This window comes from Serratia ureilytica, from assembly GCF_017309605.1.
GTDB lineage: Bacteria > Pseudomonadota > Gammaproteobacteria > Enterobacterales > Enterobacteriaceae > Serratia > Serratia ureilytica.
This window is the reverse complement of the sequence record NZ_CP071320.1, coordinates 3,556,383-3,574,186: the sequence shown is the minus strand read 5'-3', so window position 1 is coordinate 3,574,186 and position 17,804 is coordinate 3,556,383. Positions and strand designations below refer to the sequence as shown.

The 17,804-nt window shown below is 64.5% G+C and carries 19 protein-coding genes; 10 read left to right on the top strand and 9 right to left on the bottom strand.

Translation table 11 applies throughout. The features are described 5' to 3' along the window. Position 1: 1 nt before the first annotated feature. From uca to urtE, 7 genes are read left to right on the top strand one after another with little or no spacing between them, the layout of a single operon-like run. Entirely contained in the window at positions 2 to 3,622 is a 3,621-nt protein-coding gene (gene uca / locus J0X03_RS16790) for an urea carboxylase (protein ID WP_160204108.1), read from the top strand. A gap of 14 nt (positions 3,623 to 3,636) precedes the next feature. Then, a complete protein-coding gene (locus J0X03_RS16785) occupies positions 3,637 to 4,347 on the top strand; it encodes a GntR family transcriptional regulator (protein ID WP_033644224.1) in 711 nt (236 codons plus the stop codon). Positions 4,348 to 4,382: 35 nt separating this feature from the next. Next, positions 4,383 to 5,651 (top strand): urea ABC transporter substrate-binding protein, encoded by a 1,269-nt coding sequence (gene urtA / locus J0X03_RS16780; protein ID WP_025302020.1) that lies wholly within the window; start codon positions 4,383 to 4,385, stop codon positions 5,649 to 5,651. Between the two features lie 56 nt (positions 5,652 to 5,707). Further along, complete coding sequence (urtB, locus tag J0X03_RS16775) at positions 5,708 to 7,288, top strand: urea ABC transporter permease subunit UrtB (protein ID WP_060659784.1); 1,581 nt, start codon at positions 5,708 to 5,710, stop codon at positions 7,286 to 7,288. Next, entirely contained in the window at positions 7,288 to 8,364 is a 1,077-nt protein-coding gene (gene urtC / locus J0X03_RS16770; RefSeq protein ID WP_033642333.1) for an urea ABC transporter permease subunit UrtC, read from the top strand. Before urtB ends, urtC begins: the two co-directional genes overlap by 1 nt. Then, positions 8,361 to 9,167 carry an urea ABC transporter ATP-binding protein UrtD gene (urtD, locus tag J0X03_RS16765; protein ID WP_015377102.1) on the top strand — a complete coding sequence of 269 codons (807 nt, stop codon included), beginning with the start codon at positions 8,361 to 8,363 and terminating at the stop codon, positions 9,165 to 9,167. The genes urtC and urtD overlap by 4 nt, the downstream gene beginning before the upstream one ends. Positions 9,168 to 9,179: 12 nt before the next feature. Beyond that, positions 9,180 to 9,878 carry an urea ABC transporter ATP-binding subunit UrtE gene (gene urtE, locus J0X03_RS16760; protein ID WP_033642334.1) on the top strand — a complete coding sequence of 233 codons (699 nt, stop codon included), beginning with the start codon at positions 9,180 to 9,182 and terminating at the stop codon, positions 9,876 to 9,878. A 7-nt stretch (positions 9,879 to 9,885) separates the two neighbouring features. On the opposite strand, the gene J0X03_RS16755 is transcribed toward urtE, so the two are convergent. After that, positions 9,886 to 10,185: a type II toxin-antitoxin system RelE/ParE family toxin gene (locus tag J0X03_RS16755; protein WP_033642335.1), complete on the bottom strand. Its 300-nt coding sequence runs from the start codon at positions 10,183 to 10,185 to the stop codon at positions 9,886 to 9,888. Further along, positions 10,170 to 10,433, bottom strand: coding sequence for a type II toxin-antitoxin system ParD family antitoxin (locus J0X03_RS16750; protein WP_004939442.1), 264 nt, complete (start codon positions 10,431 to 10,433; stop codon positions 10,170 to 10,172). Before J0X03_RS16750 ends, J0X03_RS16755 begins: the two co-directional genes overlap by 16 nt. Positions 10,434 to 10,567: 134 nt before the next feature. Here J0X03_RS16750 and J0X03_RS16745 point away from each other — a divergent pair, with 134 nt between their 5' ends. Continuing rightward, positions 10,568 to 11,080, top strand: a complete 513-nt coding sequence (locus tag J0X03_RS16745; RefSeq protein WP_033642336.1) for a DUF2165 family protein — start codon at positions 10,568 to 10,570, stop codon at positions 11,078 to 11,080. Between the two features lie 22 nt (positions 11,081 to 11,102). Here the strand turns inward: J0X03_RS16745 and J0X03_RS16740 are convergent, their stop codons facing one another. The 4 genes from J0X03_RS16740 to J0X03_RS16725 form a co-directional block, all read right to left on the bottom strand. Further along, entirely contained in the window at positions 11,103 to 11,615 is a 513-nt protein-coding gene (locus J0X03_RS16740; RefSeq protein ID WP_033642337.1) for a GNAT family N-acetyltransferase, read from the bottom strand. 24 nt (positions 11,616 to 11,639) lie between these two features. After that, entirely contained in the window at positions 11,640 to 11,987 is a 348-nt protein-coding gene (locus J0X03_RS16735; protein WP_080273376.1) for a type II toxin-antitoxin system RelE/ParE family toxin, read from the bottom strand. Next, a complete protein-coding gene (locus tag J0X03_RS16730) occupies positions 11,947 to 12,207 on the bottom strand; it encodes a type II toxin-antitoxin system Phd/YefM family antitoxin (protein WP_016928576.1) in 261 nt (86 codons plus the stop codon). Before J0X03_RS16730 ends, J0X03_RS16735 begins: the two co-directional genes overlap by 41 nt. 68 nt (positions 12,208 to 12,275) lie before the next feature. Beyond that, positions 12,276 to 13,511, bottom strand: a complete 1,236-nt coding sequence (locus tag J0X03_RS16725; RefSeq protein WP_042783945.1) for an FAD-dependent oxidoreductase — start codon at positions 13,509 to 13,511, stop codon at positions 12,276 to 12,278. 280 nt (positions 13,512 to 13,791) lie between these two features. Between J0X03_RS16725 and J0X03_RS16720 the strand changes: the two genes are divergently transcribed. Beyond that, positions 13,792 to 14,661, top strand: coding sequence for a LysR substrate-binding domain-containing protein (locus tag J0X03_RS16720; protein ID WP_046686648.1), 870 nt, complete (start codon positions 13,792 to 13,794; stop codon positions 14,659 to 14,661). On the opposite strand, the gene sseA is transcribed toward J0X03_RS16720, so the two are convergent. Then, complete coding sequence (gene sseA, locus J0X03_RS16715; protein WP_046686649.1) at positions 14,658 to 15,503, bottom strand: 3-mercaptopyruvate sulfurtransferase; 846 nt, start codon at positions 15,501 to 15,503, stop codon at positions 14,658 to 14,660. The genes J0X03_RS16720 and sseA overlap by 4 nt on opposite strands. 107 nt (positions 15,504 to 15,610) lie before the next feature. Here sseA and J0X03_RS16710 point away from each other — a divergent pair, with 107 nt between their 5' ends. Next, positions 15,611 to 16,033 carry an NUDIX hydrolase gene (locus J0X03_RS16710; protein ID WP_033642342.1) on the top strand — a complete coding sequence of 141 codons (423 nt, stop codon included), beginning with the start codon at positions 15,611 to 15,613 and terminating at the stop codon, positions 16,031 to 16,033. A gap of 10 nt (positions 16,034 to 16,043) precedes the next feature. On the opposite strand, the gene J0X03_RS16705 is transcribed toward J0X03_RS16710, so the two are convergent. Together J0X03_RS16705 and J0X03_RS16700 are read right to left on the bottom strand one after the other, a co-directional pair. Next, positions 16,044 to 16,709, bottom strand: a complete 666-nt coding sequence (locus J0X03_RS16705) for a Rossmann-fold NAD(P)-binding domain-containing protein (protein ID WP_046686650.1) — start codon at positions 16,707 to 16,709, stop codon at positions 16,044 to 16,046. Then, entirely contained in the window at positions 16,706 to 17,731 is a 1,026-nt protein-coding gene (locus J0X03_RS16700; protein WP_033642344.1) for an AraC family transcriptional regulator, read from the bottom strand. The genes J0X03_RS16705 and J0X03_RS16700 overlap by 4 nt, the downstream gene beginning before the upstream one ends. Between the last annotated feature and the right edge of the window lie 73 nt (positions 17,732 to 17,804).

Sequence of the window (17,804 nt, the reverse complement as noted above, 5' to 3'; positions counted from 1 at the left end):
CATGTTTACTACCGTACTGATCGCTAACCGCGGCGAAATCGCCTGCCGCGCCATTCGCACCCTGAAACGCCTGGGTGTCACCAGCGTGGCGGTCCACTCCGACGCCGATCGCAATGCGCCGCACGTCACCGAGGCCGACAGGGCGGTGGCGCTCGGCGGCGACAAGGCCGCCGACAGCTACCTGCGCATCGACAAGATCCTCGCCGCCGCCGCCGCCACCGGCGCGCAGGCGATCTACCCCGGCTACGGCTTTTTGTCCGAGAGCGCCGAGTTTGCCGACGCCTGCGAGGCGGCGGGCATCGCCTTTATCGGCCCGACGGCGGCGCAGATGCGCGAGTTCGGCCTCAAGCACCGGGCGCGCGAGCTGGCAGCGTTGGCCGGGGTGCCGATGACGCCGGGCACCGGCTTGCTGGAGAGCGTTGAGCAGGCGGTTACCGCCGCCGCGCGCATCGGCTACCCGGTGATGCTGAAAAGCACCGCCGGCGGTGGCGGCATCGGCCTGACGCGCTGTGACGACGAGGCGGCGCTGCGCGACGCGTACGACAGCGTCAAACGGCTGGGAGAGCAGTTCTTCCGCGACGCCGGCGCCTTTATCGAACGCTTCGTCGATCGGGCGCGCCACGTCGAGGTGCAGATTTTCGGCGACGGCCAGGGGCGGGTGGCGGCGCTCGGCGAACGCGACTGCTCGCTGCAGCGCCGCAACCAAAAGGTGGTGGAGGAAACCCCGGCGCCGCACCTGCCGGCGGCGACACGCCAGGCGCTGCATCGGGCGGCGGTGGCGCTGGGCGAGTCGGTGAATTACCGCAGCGCTGGCACCGTAGAGTTTATCTATGACGCCGCGCGCGACGAGTTTTACTTCCTGGAAGTGAACACCCGCTTACAGGTCGAGCACCCGATCACCGAAATGGTCACCGGCCTGGATCTGATCGAAGGCATGCTGCAGGTGGCGGCGGGCGACGCGCTGGATTGGGCGGCGCTGCAACGCACGCCGCAGGGTGTGGCGATCGAAGTGCGCCTCTACGCCGAAGATCCGCTGAAAAACTTCCAGCCCAGCCCCGGTGTGCTGACCGAGGTGCATTTCCCCACCGACGTGCGCCTCGACGGTTGGGTGGCGACCGGCAGCGAAGTCTCGGCGTTTTACGACCCGATGATCGCCAAGCTGATCGTGCACGGCGCGGATCGGGCGCAGGCGCTGGAAAAACTGCGCGTGGCGCTGGCGGCGACCCGTTTGCACGGCATCGCCACCAACCTCGATTATCTGCGGCAGGTGATCGCCACGCCGCAATTTCAGCGCGGCGACGTTTGGACGCGTCTGCTGGACGATGTGCGTTTCCAGCCGCACTGCCTCGAAGTGCTGCAACCCGGCACCTACAGCAGCGTGCAGGATTATCCCGGCCGCCTCGGCTATTGGGACATCGGCGTGCCGCCGTCCGGCCCGATGGACGACTTCGCGTTCCGGCTGGCCAACCGCATCGTCGGCAACCACCCGGCGGCCGCCGGGCTCGAGTTTACCCTGCAGGGGCCGACGTTGCGCTTTCACTGCGACGCCACCATCGCGCTGACGGGTGCCAGCTGCCCGGCCGATTTGGACGGCGAAGCGGTCGCTTACTGGCGGCCGATCGCGGTGCGGGCCGGGCAGGTGCTGACGCTGGGGCGCGCCACGCACGGCTGCCGCACCTATCTGGCGGTACGCAACGGCTTTGACGTGCCGGTGTATCTCGGCAGCCGCTCCACCTTCGCGCTGGGCCAGTTCGGCGGCCACGCCGGGCGCACCTTGCGCGTGGCGGACATGTTGGCGATCGCCCAACCGGCGCTGGCGGCCAGCACCACGCCGGCGCCGATCGCCGCGCCGCAGGCGATGGACGACAGCCTGATCCCGCACTACGGCGACCAGTGGCACATCGGCGTGCTGTACGGGCCGCACGGCGCGCCGGACTTTTTCACCGCTGAATCGATAGAGGCCTTTTTCGCCACCGACTGGCAGGTGCATTACAACTCCAACCGCCTCGGGGTGCGCCTGTCGGGGCCGAAGCCCGAGTGGGCGCGGGAGGACGGCGGCGAGGCCGGTTTGCATCCTTCCAACGTGCACGACTGCGAGTACGCCATCGGCGCCATCAACTTCACCGGCGACTTCCCGGTGATCCTGACCCGCGACGGGCCCAGCCTCGGCGGCTTCGTTTGCCCGGTGACCATCGCCAAGGCTGAACTGTGGAAAGTGGGGCAGGTGAAGCCGGGCGACCGCATCCGTTTCCATCCGATCGGCTTCCGGCAGGCGCAGTCGCTGGAGCAGGCGCAGCTCGGCAGCATCGAAGCGCTGGCGGCGGTGAAGGCCATCACCCTGCCGCCGCCGGATCTGGCCCCGGCGGAGACCGTTTCCGCCGCGGTGCTGGCGGCGCTGCCGGCGGCGGAAGGGCGCCCGGCGGTGGCGTATCGCCAGGCGGGGGACGGCTACATCCTGATGGAGTACGGCGACAATGTGCTCGATCTGGCGCTGCGGCTGCGCATTCATCTGCTGATGCAGTCGCTGCGTGAGGGGGCGATACCGGGCGTGGCGGAGCTGGCGCCGGGCGTGCGTTCGCTGCAGATCCGCTACGACAGCCGGCAGATTAGCCAGGCCGACCTGCTGCAGCGCCTGCTGGCGCGCGAACGGGCGCTGGGGGACGTCAGCCGCCTGAAGGTGCCGACGCGCACCGTGTGGCTGCCGATGGCGTTTGAGGATTCGGCCACGCTGGGGGCGGTGGATCGCTATCAACAGACGGTGCGCGCCTCGGCGCCCTGGCTGCCGAACAACGTCGATTTCATTCAGCGCATCAATGGCCTGAGCCGACGCGAGCAGGTGCGCGACATTCTGTTCGACGCCAGCTACCTGATCCTCGGGCTGGGCGACGTCTACCTCGGCGCGCCCTGCGCGGTGCCGCTCGATCCGCGCCATCGCCTGCTGAGCTCCAAATACAACCCGGCGCGCACCCACACCGCCGAAGGGACGGTCGGCATCGGCGGCATGTACATGTGCATCTACGGCATGGACTCGCCGGGCGGTTACCAGCTGGTGGGGCGCACGCTGCCGATCTGGAACAAGTTTCTCAAAAACCCGCAGTTCACCGCCGGTGAGCCCTGGCTGCTGCGCTTCTTCGATCAGGTGCGCTTCTACCCGGTCAGCGAGCGAGAGCTGGACGAGCAGCGCGAAGCGTTCCGTGAAGGGCGCATGCAGGTGCGCATCGAAGAGAGCGAGTTCGACTTCGCCGCCTACACCCGTTTCCTGGCCGACAACGCCGAGGCGATCGCCGACTTCCAGCATCGCCAGCAGCAGGCGTTCAGCGCCGAAGTGGCGCGCTGGCGCAGCGATGACGACGAGGCCGAGGCGCAGCTGTTGCCGCCGGAGGAAGAAGACGCCATCGACGGCGATCTGGTCAGCGCCGATCTGAACGGCAGCGTGTGGAAGATCCTGGTGGAACCGGGGCAGGTGGTGGCGGCCGGGCAGCCGCTGATCGTGGTCGAGGCGATGAAAATGGAGCTGGCGGTCACCGCGCCGCGCGCCGGGATCGTTAAACGCATCAGCTGCCGGCAGGGGCGGCCGGTCGGGCCGGGCGACGCCCTGCTGTGGCTGGAAAAGGCGGTCTGAACGGAGGAGCGATGATGCAAATCACCAACGGAGAGCACAAGGCGCGCCCGGAAGGGTTGGCGGAGCGCATTTATCTGCAGCTCAAGGCCGACATCTTCGAGTTTCGCCTGCTGCCGGGCGATCGCTTTAGCGAAAGCGACGTGGCGCAGCGCATGGCGGCCAGCCGCACGCCGGTGCGTCAGGCGCTGTTTCGGCTGGAGCGCGAAGGCTATGTCGAGGTGTTGTTTCGCAGCGGTTGGCAGGTGCGGCCGTTCGACTTCGCCTACTTCGAAGAGCTGTACGACCTGCGCATCGTGCTGGAGCAAGAGGCGGTGAAACGGCTGTGCGAACGCCCGGCCGGGGAAACGCCGGACGCGCTGGCGGCGCTGAGCCGTTTTTGGACCGAAGCGCCGCGCCTGGCGGACGGCAAGGCGGTGTCGCAGCACGATGAGCAGTTTCATCAGGCGTTGGTGGCCGCGGCGGGCAACGGCGAAATGGCGCGCATTCACCGCGAACTGACCGAAAAGATCCGCATCATTCGCCGGCTGGATTTCACCCAGCAGGCGCGGGTGGACGCCACCTACCGCGAGCACGCCGCCATTTTGCAGGCGATCCTGCAGCGGCAAAGCGGGGCGGCGCAAACGCTGCTCGGCGAGCACATCGCCGTCAGCAAGGCAGAAGTGCGAAAAATAACGCTGCACATGTTGCACCAGGCGCGGGCTCAGCAGCCTGCGCGCTCGGCGTAACGATTTTGATTTCATACACATCAGGAGTTTGAACTATGCAACGTCGTCGTTTTATCAAAGCTTTTGCGCTGTCCGCCGCCGCTGTCGGCCTGGGCCTGGCCTGGAGCGCGCAGGCCGCCGACACCATCAAGGTCGGCATTCTGAGTTCGCTCTCCGGCACCATGGCGATTTCCGAGACGCCGCTGAAGGATGTGGCGCTGATGACCATCGACGAGATCAACGCCAAAGGTGGGGTGCTCGGCAAAAAGCTGGAGCCGGTGGTGGTGGATCCGGCCTCCAACTGGCCGCTGTTCGCCGAAAAGGCGCGCCAGCTGCTGAGCCAGGACAAGGTGGCGGCGGTGTTTGGCTGCTGGACTTCGGTGTCGCGCAAGTCGGTGCTGCCGGTGTTTGAGGAGCTGAACGGCCTGCTGTTCTATCCGGTGCAATACGAAGGCGAAGAGATGTCGCCGAACGTGTTCTACACCGGCGCGGCGCCGAACCAGCAGGCGATCCCGGCGGTGGAATACCTGCTGAGCGAGGACGGCGGCGGCGCCAAGCGCTTCTTCCTGTTGGGCACCGATTACGTCTATCCGCGCACCACCAACAAGATCCTGCGCGCCTTCCTGCACAGCAAAGGCGTGCAGGACAAGGATATCGAAGAGGTCTATACGCCGTTCGGCTACAGCGATTACCAGACCATCGTCGCCAACATCAAGAAGTTCGCCGCCGGCGGCAACACCGCGGTGATCTCCACCATCAACGGCGATTCCAACGTGCCGTTCTACAAAGAACTCGCCAACCAGGGCGTCAAGGCCACCGACGTGCCGGTGATCGCCTTCTCGGTCGGCGAGGAAGAGCTGCGCGGCATCGACACCAAGCCGCTGGTGGGCAACCTGGCGGCCTGGAACTACTTCGAATCGCTGGATAACCCGACCAACAAACAGTTTGTCAGCCAGTGGAAAGCCTACGCCAAGGCGCACAATCTGCCGAATTACGCCACTGCGGTCACCAACGATCCGATGGAGGCCACCTACGTCGGCCTCCACATGTGGGCGCAGGCAGTGGAAAAGGCCGGCACCACCGACGTCGATAAGGTGCGCGCGGCGATGGCCGGGCAAACCTTCGCCGCGCCGTCGGGCTTCACGCTGACTATGGACAAGACCAATCACCACCTGCACAAGCCGGTGATGATCGGCGAGATCGAGGGCAACGGCCAGTTCAACGTGGTGTGGCAGACCGAAGCGCCGGTGCGCGCGCAGCCGTGGAGTCCGTATATCGCCGGCAACGACAAAAAACCGGATTACCCGGTGAAAGGCGGCAAGTAACGTCACTCAGCGCCGGCGCGGCTCGACGCGCGCCGGCCCAACAGAAGAGGCAGCTGATGCAATCTCCGTTTTTATCCTCTCTGCGCGCCGGGCTGTGGCTGTTGTGCGCCTGGCCCCTGCTGGCGCAGGCCGGGCCGGCCGATGAGTTCGCGGCGGCCACTCGCGCGCAGCAGGCTAAACTGCTGCAGGCGTGGGCGGCCGAGCCGGACGCCGCGCGCCTGCCGTTGCTGCAGGGGCTGCAGCAGGAAACCGTGGTGATCGACGGGGCGAAACGCGCCTTTATCCGCCAGGGCGACCGCTATCTGCCGCTTGAAGGTGAGGCGGCCCCGGTTGGCGAGCCGAAGAAGGTGTGGCTGAACAACCGGCTGCGCATTCTGATCGCCAACGCGTTGTCGGCGCAGCGGTTGGTTAGCGCGGACGCGGCGGTGCGGCTGCAGGCGGCGACCGCGCTGCAGCGCGAGGCGCAGGGCGAGCAGTTGCCGCTGTTGACCCGGCGGCTGGCGCAGGAGAAAGACCCGCAGGTACGCGACGCGCTGAGCATTGCGCTGGCGAACCTGCAATTGGCCGACGCCAGCCCGCAGGTGCGCTTCAATGCGGTGCGGCTGCTGGGGGAATCGGGCGAGCCGGAAACCCGCGCGCGGCTGCAAGCCTTGACCGACGCGGCCAATGAGCCGGACGCCGCGGTGCGCGCCGAGGCGCAGCGCAGCCTGCAGCGCGTGCAGCACCGCCTGATGATCGGCGATCTGCTCGGCCAGGCGTTCAGCGGCCTGTCGCTCGGTTCGATCCTGCTGCTGGCGGCGCTTGGCCTGGCGATCACCTACGGCCTGCTCGGCGTCATCAATATGGCGCACGGCGAAATGCTGATGCTCGGCGCCTATTCCGCCTATCTGGTGCAGGGGTTGTTTCAGCAATTTGCGCCGCAGTGGCTGGCGCTCTACCCGCTGGCGGCGCTGCCGGTGGCGTTCGCCATCACCGCCGGGATCGGTATGCTGCTGGAGCGCACGGTGATCCGCCACCTGTACGGCCGACCGCTGGAAACCCTGCTGGCCACCTGGGGCATCAGCCTGGTGCTGATCCAACTGGTGCGGGTGCTGTTCGGCGCGCAGAACGTCGAGGTCGCCAACCCGGCGTGGCTGTCGGGCGGCGTGCAGCTGTTGCCGAACCTGGTGTTGCCGTGGAACCGCATCGCGGTGATCGCGTTCGTGCTGCTGGTGCTGGCGTTGACCTGGCTGCTGCTGAACAAAACCCGGCTCGGCATGAACGTGCGCGCGGTGACGCAAAACCGCGCGATGGCGGCCTGCTGCGGCGTGCCCACCGGGCGGGTGGACATGCTGGCCTTCGGGTTGGGATCCGGCATCGCCGGACTTGGCGGGGTGGCGCTGTCGCAGTTGGGCAACGTCGGGCCGGAGCTGGGGCAAGGTTACATCATCGATTCGTTCCTGGTGGTGGTGCTCGGCGGCGTCGGCCAGCTGGCGGGGACGGTGGCGGCGGCCTTCGGCCTCGGCATCGTCAACAAGATCCTCGAGCCGCAGATCGGCGCCGTGTTGGGCAAGATCCTGATCCTGGTGCTGATCGTTCTGTTTATTCAAAAGCGTCCGCAGGGGCTGTTCGCCCTTAAGGGCAGGGTGATTGACTGATGAGCCAACCATTGACCGTAACCGGCGTGCAGAAAGCGCCCCGGCTGGCGTTGAGCATCGGCGGGCTGGCGTTGCTGGCGCTGCTGGTCATGCCGTTCATGACGTTGTTGCCGGCGGGTCATCCGCTGGCGGTGTCCACCTATACCCTGACGCTGGCGGGCAAGATCCTGTGCTACGCGGTGGTGGCGGTGGCGCTCGATCTGGTGTGGGGCTATGCCGGGCTGCTGTCGCTCGGCCACGGGCTGTTCTTCGCGCTCGGCGGCTACGCCATGGGCATGTACCTGATGCGGCAGGCGGCGGGAGACGGGCTGCCGGCGTTTATGGCGTTCCTCTCCTGGAACGAGCTGCCGTGGTTCTGGAGCGGCACCCAGCATTTCGCCTGGGCGCTGTGCCTGATCGTGCTGGTGCCGGGCCTGTTGGCTTTCCTGTTCGGCTACTTCGCCTTTCGCTCGAAAATCAAAGGGGTGTACTTCTCGATCATGACCCAGGCGCTGACCTATGCCGGCATGCTGCTGTTCTTTCGCAACGAGACCGGTTTCGGCGGCAATAACGGCTTTACCGGTTTCACCACGCTGCTCGGCTTTCCCATCACCGCCGCCGGCACGCGGGTGGCGCTGTTCCTGGCGACGGTGCTGCTGCTGGCCGCCAGCCTGGCCATCGGCTTTGCGCTGGCGCGCAGCAAGTTCGGCCGGGTGCTGACCGCGGTGCGCGATGCGGAAAACCGCCTGACCTTCTGCGGCTACGATCCGAAGGGCTTCAAGCTGTTCGTCTGGACGCTGTCGGCGGTGCTGTGCGGGCTGGCCGGCGCGCTCTATGTGCCGCAGGTCGGCATCATCAACCCCGGCGAAATGTCGCCGACCAACTCGATCGAGGCCGCCATTTGGGTCGCCCTCGGCGGGCGAGGCACCCTGGTGGGGCCGCTGCTCGGCGCCGGCATCGTCAACGGCGCCAAGAGCTGGTTCACCATGGCCATTCCCGAATACTGGCAGTTTTTCCTCGGCCTGATGTTTATCGTCGTCACGTTGTTTCTGCCCAAAGGGGTGATTGGCCTGCTGCGCCGGAGGAAAAGCTCATGAAGGCGATGCAAGTGACCGACGAACTGTTTACCCATCCGCTGCCGGCGGACAAATACCGGCAGCAAACCGATCCGGTGTTGCAGCTCGACAACGTCAACGTCAGCTTCGACGGTTTTCGCGCGCTGACCGATCTGTCGCTGCGCATTGGCGTCGGCGAACTGCGCTGCGTGATCGGCCCCAACGGCGCCGGCAAGACCACGCTGATGGATGTGATCACCGGCAAAACCCGGCCGGACAGCGGCAGGGTGTTTTACGACCAGACCGTCGATCTGACCCGGCTGGCGCCGATGCAGATCGCCCATGCCGGCATCGGCCGCAAGTTTCAAAAACCGACGGTGTTCGAGGCGCTGACGGTGTTCGAAAATCTGGAGATCGCGCAGAAAACCCGCAAGTCGGTATGGGCCTGCCTGCGCGCCCGTTTAAGCAGCGAACAGCGAGACCGCATCGACGAGATGCTGAAGACCCTGCGGCTGGGGCACGAGCGCCACCGGCCCGCCGGGCTGCTGTCCCACGGGCAGAAACAGTTTCTCGAGATCGGCATGCTGCTGGTGCAGGAACCGCACCTGCTGTTGCTCGACGAGCCGGCGGCCGGCATGACCGACGCTGAAACCGACTACACCGCCGAACTGTTCCGCGAGCTGGCGGGCAAGCATTCGCTGATGGTGGTGGAGCACGACATGGGGTTTGTGGAAACCATTGCCGATCGCGTGACGGTGCTGCATCAGGGACAGGTGCTGGCGGAAGGATCGCTGGCGCAGGTGCAGGCCGATGAACGGGTGATTGAGGTATATCTGGGGCGCTGAGGAGGCGTAATCATGCTGCAGGTAGAGGAATTGAATCAGTATTACGGCGGCAGCCACATTCTGCGCGGCCTGTCGTTCGAGGCGCGCATCGGCGAGGTGACCTGCCTGCTGGGGCGCAATGGCGTGGGCAAGACCACGCTGCTGAAATGCCTGATGGGGCTGATCCCGGCGCGCAGCGGCAGCGTCCGTTGGCGGGGCGAAACCATCACCGGTAAAAAGCCGCATCAGCGGGTGCAGGCGGGCATCGCCTATGTGCCGCAGGGGCGGGAGATTTTTCCGCGCCTGACGGTGGAGGAAAATCTGCTGATGGGGCTGGCGCGTTTTTCCGGCGCCGACGCGCGCGCGGTGCCGGATCCGATCTATGAACTGTTTCCGGTGCTGCGGCAAATGAAGGATCGGCGCGGCGGCGATCTTTCCGGCGGGCAGCAACAGCAGCTGGCGATCGGCCGGGCGCTGGCCTGCCGACCGCAGCTGTTGATCCTCGACGAACCGACGGAAGGGATCCAACCTTCGGTGATCAAGGAGATCGGCGCGGTGATCAAACAGCTGGCGGCGCGGGGCGATATGGCGATCCTGCTGGTGGAGCAGTTCTATGACTTCGCCGCCGACCTGGCGGACAGCTATCTGGTGATGTCGCGCGGCAGCATCGTGCAGCGCGGCGCCGGCAGCGCTATGGAACAGGACGGCGTCCGCGGGCTGGTCGCGATTTAACGTTGGGTCAGCTGAAAAAGGATTGGCTGAGCGGATCGCGGGAATGATGCAGCACTCTGATGATATTCACCTCCCGCCTGTGCTGTCGAGAATAAATCAGGTGGTTGGCGACGGGCAATACCCATAGGCCGGGGCCGATTGCATCGATGTTTTTGCCGAGTTGGTGGTGGCTAAGGTTATCGAAAGCCTGATGCAGGCGGCGCAGATAATCTTCGGCCACCTGCAAGCCAAAGTGCGCCAACCCGTAAAAATAGATCTCTTCCATATCGTCCAACGCTTTTGGACGAACGGTTACTCTCCTGCGCATCCTTTTGCTTTGCTCCGTATTCTTTCCATGAACACATCACGATCCCATTCGACGGCTTCGCCGCTGTTCTCTCCTTCGGCGATCAAGCGCCTAAGCTCTTCCAGTTTTGAGGCGGCGGTACGTTCGCGCAAAGTGCGCACGGATTCGCGGATGACTTCGCTGGGCGTTCGGTAATCGCCGCTGGCCACCAGGTCTTCGACGAAGCTACGCAGTTCGTCACCCAGATCTACCGTTAGTGTTCTGCCCATTGTTCCTCCTCACTTTCGGCTATGCTGCGTCATTGTAAGATTAGTTCTTACATTGTGCACGTCAAACTATCAGGATCTCAATAGCGCTCCCGTCATGAGGACGGGAGCCACCCGTTTATTCATTAAGGATAACCATGAACGAAATCACTGTGTCACGCCTCGGTTGCATCGTCCTGTCCCTGTTTCCGGCCCTGTGGGGGCTGTTCAGTCTGTTGAACAATACGGCGGATTTCGCCGGCACCGCGCGCAATGCGGTGGGGCCACTGCTCGCCATGCAGGATACTTATCAAACGCCGGGGCTGATGTGGCGCGCGATCAGCGCCGACTGGGCCTGCATGTTGGGGTTGGCGGTCATCACCGCGCTGGAAACGCTGGCCGGCCTATTCGCGGCGGCGGGCGTGGCGCTGATGATCGGGCGATTGAAAGGCCCTTACGCCGCCTTCGCCAAGGGCAAAGCCTGGGCGATGCTGGGGGCGCTTTGCGCGATAACGGTGTGGGGCGTCGGCTTTATGGTGGTCGCCGGCGACTGGTTTATGGCCTGGCAGGCCAAGAAGGATCCGCTGGCGGTGCAGCTGGGGGCGCTGATCTACCTGGCGCCCAATGCGTTTGCCTTGCTGTTCCTGATGCTGCAGCGGGAGCCGCGCTAAACGACGGCGGAGCGGGGCGCGGTTACAGCGCCTTGCTCATATACCAAATGCCTATCGAGCCCTGGGCGCTGGTGTAGCAGGTCTCGCCACAAATGCTCAATCCTTGACGCTGATAAAAACGTTGGGCGCGGGTGTTGCGTTGCAGCACTTCCAGCCACAGCGTTTTTTGCCGACGGTCGATAGCCCGCTGCTGCACCTGTTCGTACAGGCGCTGGCCATAGCCGTTGCCGGCATGGCCCGGCAGAAAATAGATTTTCTGCAGCTCTGCGCCGATGTGCTCGGTTGGTGCCAGCAGGCTGTCGAAGTTCACCCGCGCATAGCCGACGAGGGCGTCATCCTCATGGGCCAACAGCCAGCACACGTCGGGATCGCGCAGCGTCCGTTCCAGCGCGGAGACGGAAAAATCCTCCGCCAGAAAGGCCTCCAGCTCGTGCGGGTAGCGCCACAGCTCACCGAAGTGGGCGCGGTAGGTGCGGATGCCGATATCGCGCACTTGCGTTAAATCTTCCAGCAATGCCTGACGAACGGTGAACATCAGTGCCCCTTTGAGTAAGAAAAATTACAGCCGTTGTTCCAGATGGCGGTGAGGCACCATCGCCTGATGCAGAATGGCGAGAACGGTGATGCCGGCAGGGCGGTTGCGGTAGTAGATCCTATGGCTGGCGTAAGGAAAACTGCGTATCTCTTCGCCCAGATCGTGGAAGTGAGCTTTACCCGCTTCCGGCATATCTGCCAAATGATGCATGACCTCTCTCAACTGCTCAAGATAGCGGCGAGATTGCGCTTGGCCCCAGTGCTCGATGGTGAAATGACGAATAGCCAGCAGATCTTGTTGGGCCTGCGGGGTGAGGCGAAACGCGGGTATCTCAGTCTGTTTCATCGGTGAGCAGACGGTTGAAGAAGGCATCGCCGTCTACCGCCTTACCGGCGTCTTCCTCGGCGGTAGCCTGCGCGATTTTTTGCTGCAGTGCGCTTAATTTGAGATCTTCCAGCGCCTGGTAATCTTCTACAGACATGACGACGGCGACCGGTTTGCCGTTGCGATTGATTTGCACCGGTTCACGCTGCGCCTTGAGCAGCAAATCGCCGAATTGGGTTTTGGCCTCGTTCGCGGTGAGTGCGTACATTTAATCGCTCCAGTTAATTAAATCGTTCGATTTAACCATTATACGGCGCGATGAAAAAATCACCAATGCTATTCCGGCGGGCAGGTTTCGTTGGACAGATGCCGCGGTGTTTCACGGCGAAAACCCAGGCCGATGATGCGGCCGAACAGGCGCGGCAGCCAGCGGCTGTTGCCGACGCGGGCGATCAAGCGCGAGCCGCCCGCCGCGCGGCGTTCGCCCGGCTTGCGCTGGCTCATTTTGATCTGCAAAAACTGGATGGCGCGAGTGGGGAGTTCGCGCCGGCGCTGCACGCTCAGCAGATGCTTCAGCTGCAGACGATGCTGGCGCAGCGGCGGGATCAGGGCGTTGGCGGCGGCCACCGCGTCCTGAATCGCCAGGTTGACGCCCACGCCGCCGATCGGCGACATGGCGTGCGCGGCGTCGCCGATGCACAGCACTCCCGGTTTGGCCCAGCGATCCAGACGATCGATGCGAATGCTCAGCAGTTTGACCTGATCCCACTCGACGATCTCCTGCAGGCGATCGTCCTGGAACGGCGCCACCTCAGCGAGGTGCAGTAAAAATTTCTCCAGCCCGCTGTGGCGGATCGCATCGAAGCTGCCTTTGTCGATCGAGTAACCGCACTGCCAGTAGTCGCCGCGATCGATCATGATGAAGTTCTGTTTCGGCCCGGTGTGGCCCATCGACCAGGCCGGATCGCCCGGCTGCTTGCTGAGCTTCATCCACAATACGTCGCGCGGCGCGCCGAAGGATCGGCTGCTGAGCGCCGCCTGTTCGCGCACCACCGAGTTGCGGCCGTCGGTGCCGACCACCAACTGGCTGCGCACGCGGATCGGGCCTTCCGGCGTGTCGGCCAGCACGCCGCACACCTGGCCGCGGTCGTACAGCAGCTGGTGAACCTGCGTTGAGGTCAGCAGCCTGAAGTTGGGGAAGGCGGCGGCCTGCTGGGCCAAAAAGTTGAGGAACTCCCACTGCGGCATAAAGGCGATAAATTTGCAGCGCGTCGGCAGGCGGGTGAAATCCGCCAGCTTGATGTCGCGTCCGGCGACTTCGGCGTGCAGAGATTCCGCGCGCTGATGCGGCAGCGTCAGCAGTTCGTCGAGCAGGCCCAGTTGATGCATGACTTCCAGCGTCGACGGGTGAATGGTGTCACCGCGAAAATCGCGCAGGAAATCGGCGTGCTTCTCCAGCACCGTCACGTCGATCCCCGCCCGCGCCAGTAGATAGCCGAGCATCAGCCCGGCGGGGCCGCCTCCCACGATGCAGCAGGTGGTGGCGTAAGGTGTGATTGGTGATGACGACATGACGGTTGACCCCGGAGAACGGCCCGCATCCCGCGAGCCGCAAATGAATATGCAATATTGATAATGATTATCAATATCACATTGAGCTGTCAACCCGCGGCGCAGTGTGGTCAAAGGGAGCGGACAGAGGGGCGGAACCGGCGGGCAGGGTAAAACGGTATTGCATCGCGAGTATAAGGATTCTCCGGAAAGACATTGACCCGGAGCGCGTGACACGCCATCTTTATCAGTAAAATCGGTATTATTTTGATTGATGGTTCAGAAAATCAGGATGGTCAGCATGGGGCGGATAACGTTCGATCTCGAGGATTTGCGCAGCTTCGTCACCGGCGTCGAGCTGGGCAGCTTCGCCAAGGCGGCTGAACGGCTGGGGCGTTCGACGTCGGCGGTCAGCGCCCACCTGAAAAAACTGGAACAGCAGGTTGGCGCGCCGATCCTGCGCAAGGCCGGGCGCGGCATGGTGATGACCGAGACGGGGGAAACTCTGCTTGGCTACGCGCGCCGTCTGCTGGAGCTTAATGACGAAGCCGCCGCCGCGGTGCGTGGGCTGGATCTGCAGGGCACGGTGCGGTTGGGGCTGCAGGAGGATTTCGGCGAGACGTTTCTGCCGCAGGTGTTGGGCAGCTTCGCGCGCGCCAATCCAAAGGTGAGGATCGAGGCGCGCATCGCGCGTAATGCCGAGCTGATCGACTGGGTGCTGAAAGGCCAGCTGGATCTGTCGCTGGCGTGGGATGGCGGTCTGAGCACGCCGTTTCATCAGGCGCTGGGGCAGCGGCAGTTGCACTGGATCGCGTCGCCCGGCTTCGCGCTGACGCCCTGGCGAGAAGGGGATGAGCCGCTGCCGTTGGTGATGTTCGACGCACCCTGTCTGATGCGCAGCGCGGCGACGCAGGCGCTGGATCGCGCCGGCATACCCTGGCGCATCGCCTTTAGCAGCCGCAGCCTGAACGGCGTGTGGGCGGCGGTGAGCGCCGGGTTGGGCGTTACGGTGCGCACGGCGGCGGGCTTGCCGCCCGGCCTGTCGCCGCTGGCCCCCGATCTGCTGCCCGCTCTCGGCCAACTCGGCGTGGTGCTGCACCGCGCCGAGGATCAGCCTTCGGCCGCCGTGCAGCGGCTGGCGCAGATCGTGGTCGAGCGGATCGAAACTTAATCTTGGGCGATAGGCTGCTTGCCACTCAGCTGGCCCCATTCGCTCCAGGCGCCGTCATACAGCTTGACCTGCGGCGCGCCGAGCGACAGCAGGCCAAACGCCAGCACCGCCGCCGTCACGCCGGAGCCGCAGCTGGTGATGATTGGGCCGTTGATGTCCACCCCCTTGTCGCTGAAGGTTTGGCGCAGCGCCTCCAATGATTTGAAGCGGCCGTTTTCCAGCAGCTCGCCGTACGGAATGTTGATGCTGCCGGGAATATGGCCGCGATGCAGCCCGGGGCGCGGCTCTGGCGCTTCGGCATAAAAGCGCGGCGCGGCGCGCGCGTCGAGAATTTGCACCGGCGTGCCTAACGCTTGCTCCACTTGCCGCATATCCACCACCGCGTCGGCGTTGAACCGGGCGTTAAACGTCTGCGGGGCAGGCTGCGCCGGGCCGGTTTCCAACGCTTGCCCCAGCGCGGTCCAGCCGTTCAGCCCTTCATCCAGCACATAAACGCGCTCGGCGCCGAAATTGCGGAAAGTCCACCAGCCGCGCGGTGCGGAGAACTGGTTGCCCTCGTCGTAAATCACCAGGGTATCGCGCTCGCTGATGCCCAATTGGCCCGCCGCCGCGGCGAATTCCACCGCCGTCGGCAACATGTGCGGCAGCGCAGTGTTTTTGTCCGCCACGTCGTCGATATCAAAATAGACCGCGCCGGGGATATGGCCGCGTTCGAACTCGGCAAGCATGTCTTTTTTCGGCGTCAGCCCGACCGGCGACATCCGAACGTCGATCACCACCAGATTTTCATCGTTGATATGTTGCGCAAGCCATTGGGGAGTCACCAGAAACGGAGAGTTCATCGTCATTGTTCGCCTGTTGTGAAAACGGATTTTCACTATACACCAGGCCGCGCGGGGATGAAGTATGATGTTCAGTCAAAGGCGATGGGGCCGGGAGCGGAGAAATCATGACGGACGAGGCGTTTGGCGGAGCCAAGATCGCGCTGCTGTGCGACGGTCTCTTGCTGGTTTACCAACGGGACGACAAGCCGGGCATTCCGTGGCCCGGTCAGTGGGATCTGCCCGGCGGCGGGCGGGAAAACGGCGAAACGCCGCTGCAGTGTGTGCAGCGGGAAACGCGGGAAGAGTTCGGCGTGGCGATCGCCGAACACCAGGTTGTCTGGCGCCGGCGCTACGCCGGCATTTTGCCCGGCTCCCCGCCGACCTGGTTTATGGCCGGCGAGATCGCCCCGGCGCAGATCGCCGCCATTCGCTTCGGCGACGAAGGCCAGCGCTGGCGGATGATGCCGGTGGCGCAGTTTATTGAGCATCCGCAGGGCATCGAGCATCTGCGCCGCCGGGTGGCGGAGTATTGGCGGCGGCGCGGTTGATGACGGTATTTCAGCGCGTCGCCAGTTGATTGATCTGCGGCGGCTCCAGGATGCGCAAGGCCGTTTCCCGGCGCGCCACCGCCAGCATCGCCAGCCCGATTCGTTCGGTGCTGCTCACCTGCGCGGGAAACAGTCGCAATGCGCCGAGCCACAGCGGCTTGAACAGCCGATAAATCAGATCGTATGTGCGGACTTTGGAGCGAATGCCGTGCAGCGGCACAATGGCGCCGGGGCGGAACATCACCGCGTGGAACGGCAGCGCCAGCAGCGCGTTTTCGGTGGCGCCCTTGACCCTGGCCCACATGCTGCGGCCGCGTTCGCTGCTGTCGGTGCCGACGCCGGAAACGTAGAGGAAGACCATCGTCGGATTCAGCCTCGCCAGCGGGCGGGCGGCGGCCAGCGTCAGATCGTAAGTCACCGCGCGATATTCGGCTTCGCTCAGGCCGGCGGACGAAATCCCCAGGCAGAAGAAACAGGCGTCATAGCCGGCGAGCTGCGGCTCCAGCGCCGACAGATCACGCAGATCGGGCAGGGAGAGCTGGCGCAGCTTGGCGTGGCTCTGCGCCACCGGACGACGGCCGATGCTGAGCACCTCGCTGACGCGCGGATCGCGCAGGCATTCCCGCAACGCGCCCTGGCCCACCATGCCGCTGGCGCCGAAGATAATCACTTTCATGCTCTGTTCTCCCACTGGCCGGCGGTGCGCTGCATGCGCCAGCGGCTGGGCGTCAGCGCTTCCCACTGAATAAAGGCGCGGCTGAACGAATTCAGCTCTTCGAATCCCAGCACAAAGGCGATTTCCCCTGGCTCAAGATCGGTCTCCGCCAACAAGCGGCAGGCGGTGCGGTGGCGGGTTTTGTCCAACAACTGCTGGTAGCTGTAGCCGTGCCGTTGCAGACGGCGCTGCAGCGTGCGTGGGCTGAGATAGAGCTCCGCGGCCACGCTGTTGACGCTGGGGCGCTGGCCGCGCATGCTGCGGCCGAGGATCGTCATCACCTGTGTGGGCAAGTCTTGCTCGGCGCGCGCTTCGGCCAACTCGGCTTCCAGCTCCGGCAGCAGCAGCGCCAGCATGTCCTGGTCGTGGGTGATGAGCGGCTGCTGCATCAGCGCACGGTCAAATACCAGCACGTCCAGCGGCGCGTCGAATCTCACCGGGCAGCCGAAGTGGCGCAGCAGCGGTGAGTGGGGATCGCGACGGCGGGTCACTTCAAGCGCCTTGGGCTGCAGCGGTAAACCGGTGCCACGGCGGCACAGGGTGGTGATAGAGGCGAACATGGTGTCTATCAGCAATTCCGGCGTATGGTCCTCAATCATCGTCCAACGCGTATGCAGCCGAACGCTGTCGCCATCTTCCTCCAGCATCAGTTCTTCCGGGCACACCAACCGTTTGTAGCGCGCGACTTTACGCAGGGCCTCGCCCATCGTGGCGGAGTGCAGTGCGGCGACCGACGCGATATCGTAATGTTCCGGCGCGACGTCGCCGCCCAACCGCAGACCAAAGGCGGGATCGTCGCTCAGTTGGGCGAGGGCGCGCCAGACGGCGAAGAACTGGTGGGTGGTCAACCGCACTTTTACGCGCCGCTCGCTGAGCAGCCCGGCGGGCAAGCCGGCTAACTGACCGACCCGTTCGAGATCGACGCCTTGCGCCGCGAGGCGCACCGCCAACGCGTTGGAAACCGGAATTTGATCGCTGCTCATGGTTGTTGCCTGCCAGTGGTAAGAGAAGGCATTACTCTAAAACAGCCTGTCCGTGCGCCGATAATCCGATCGC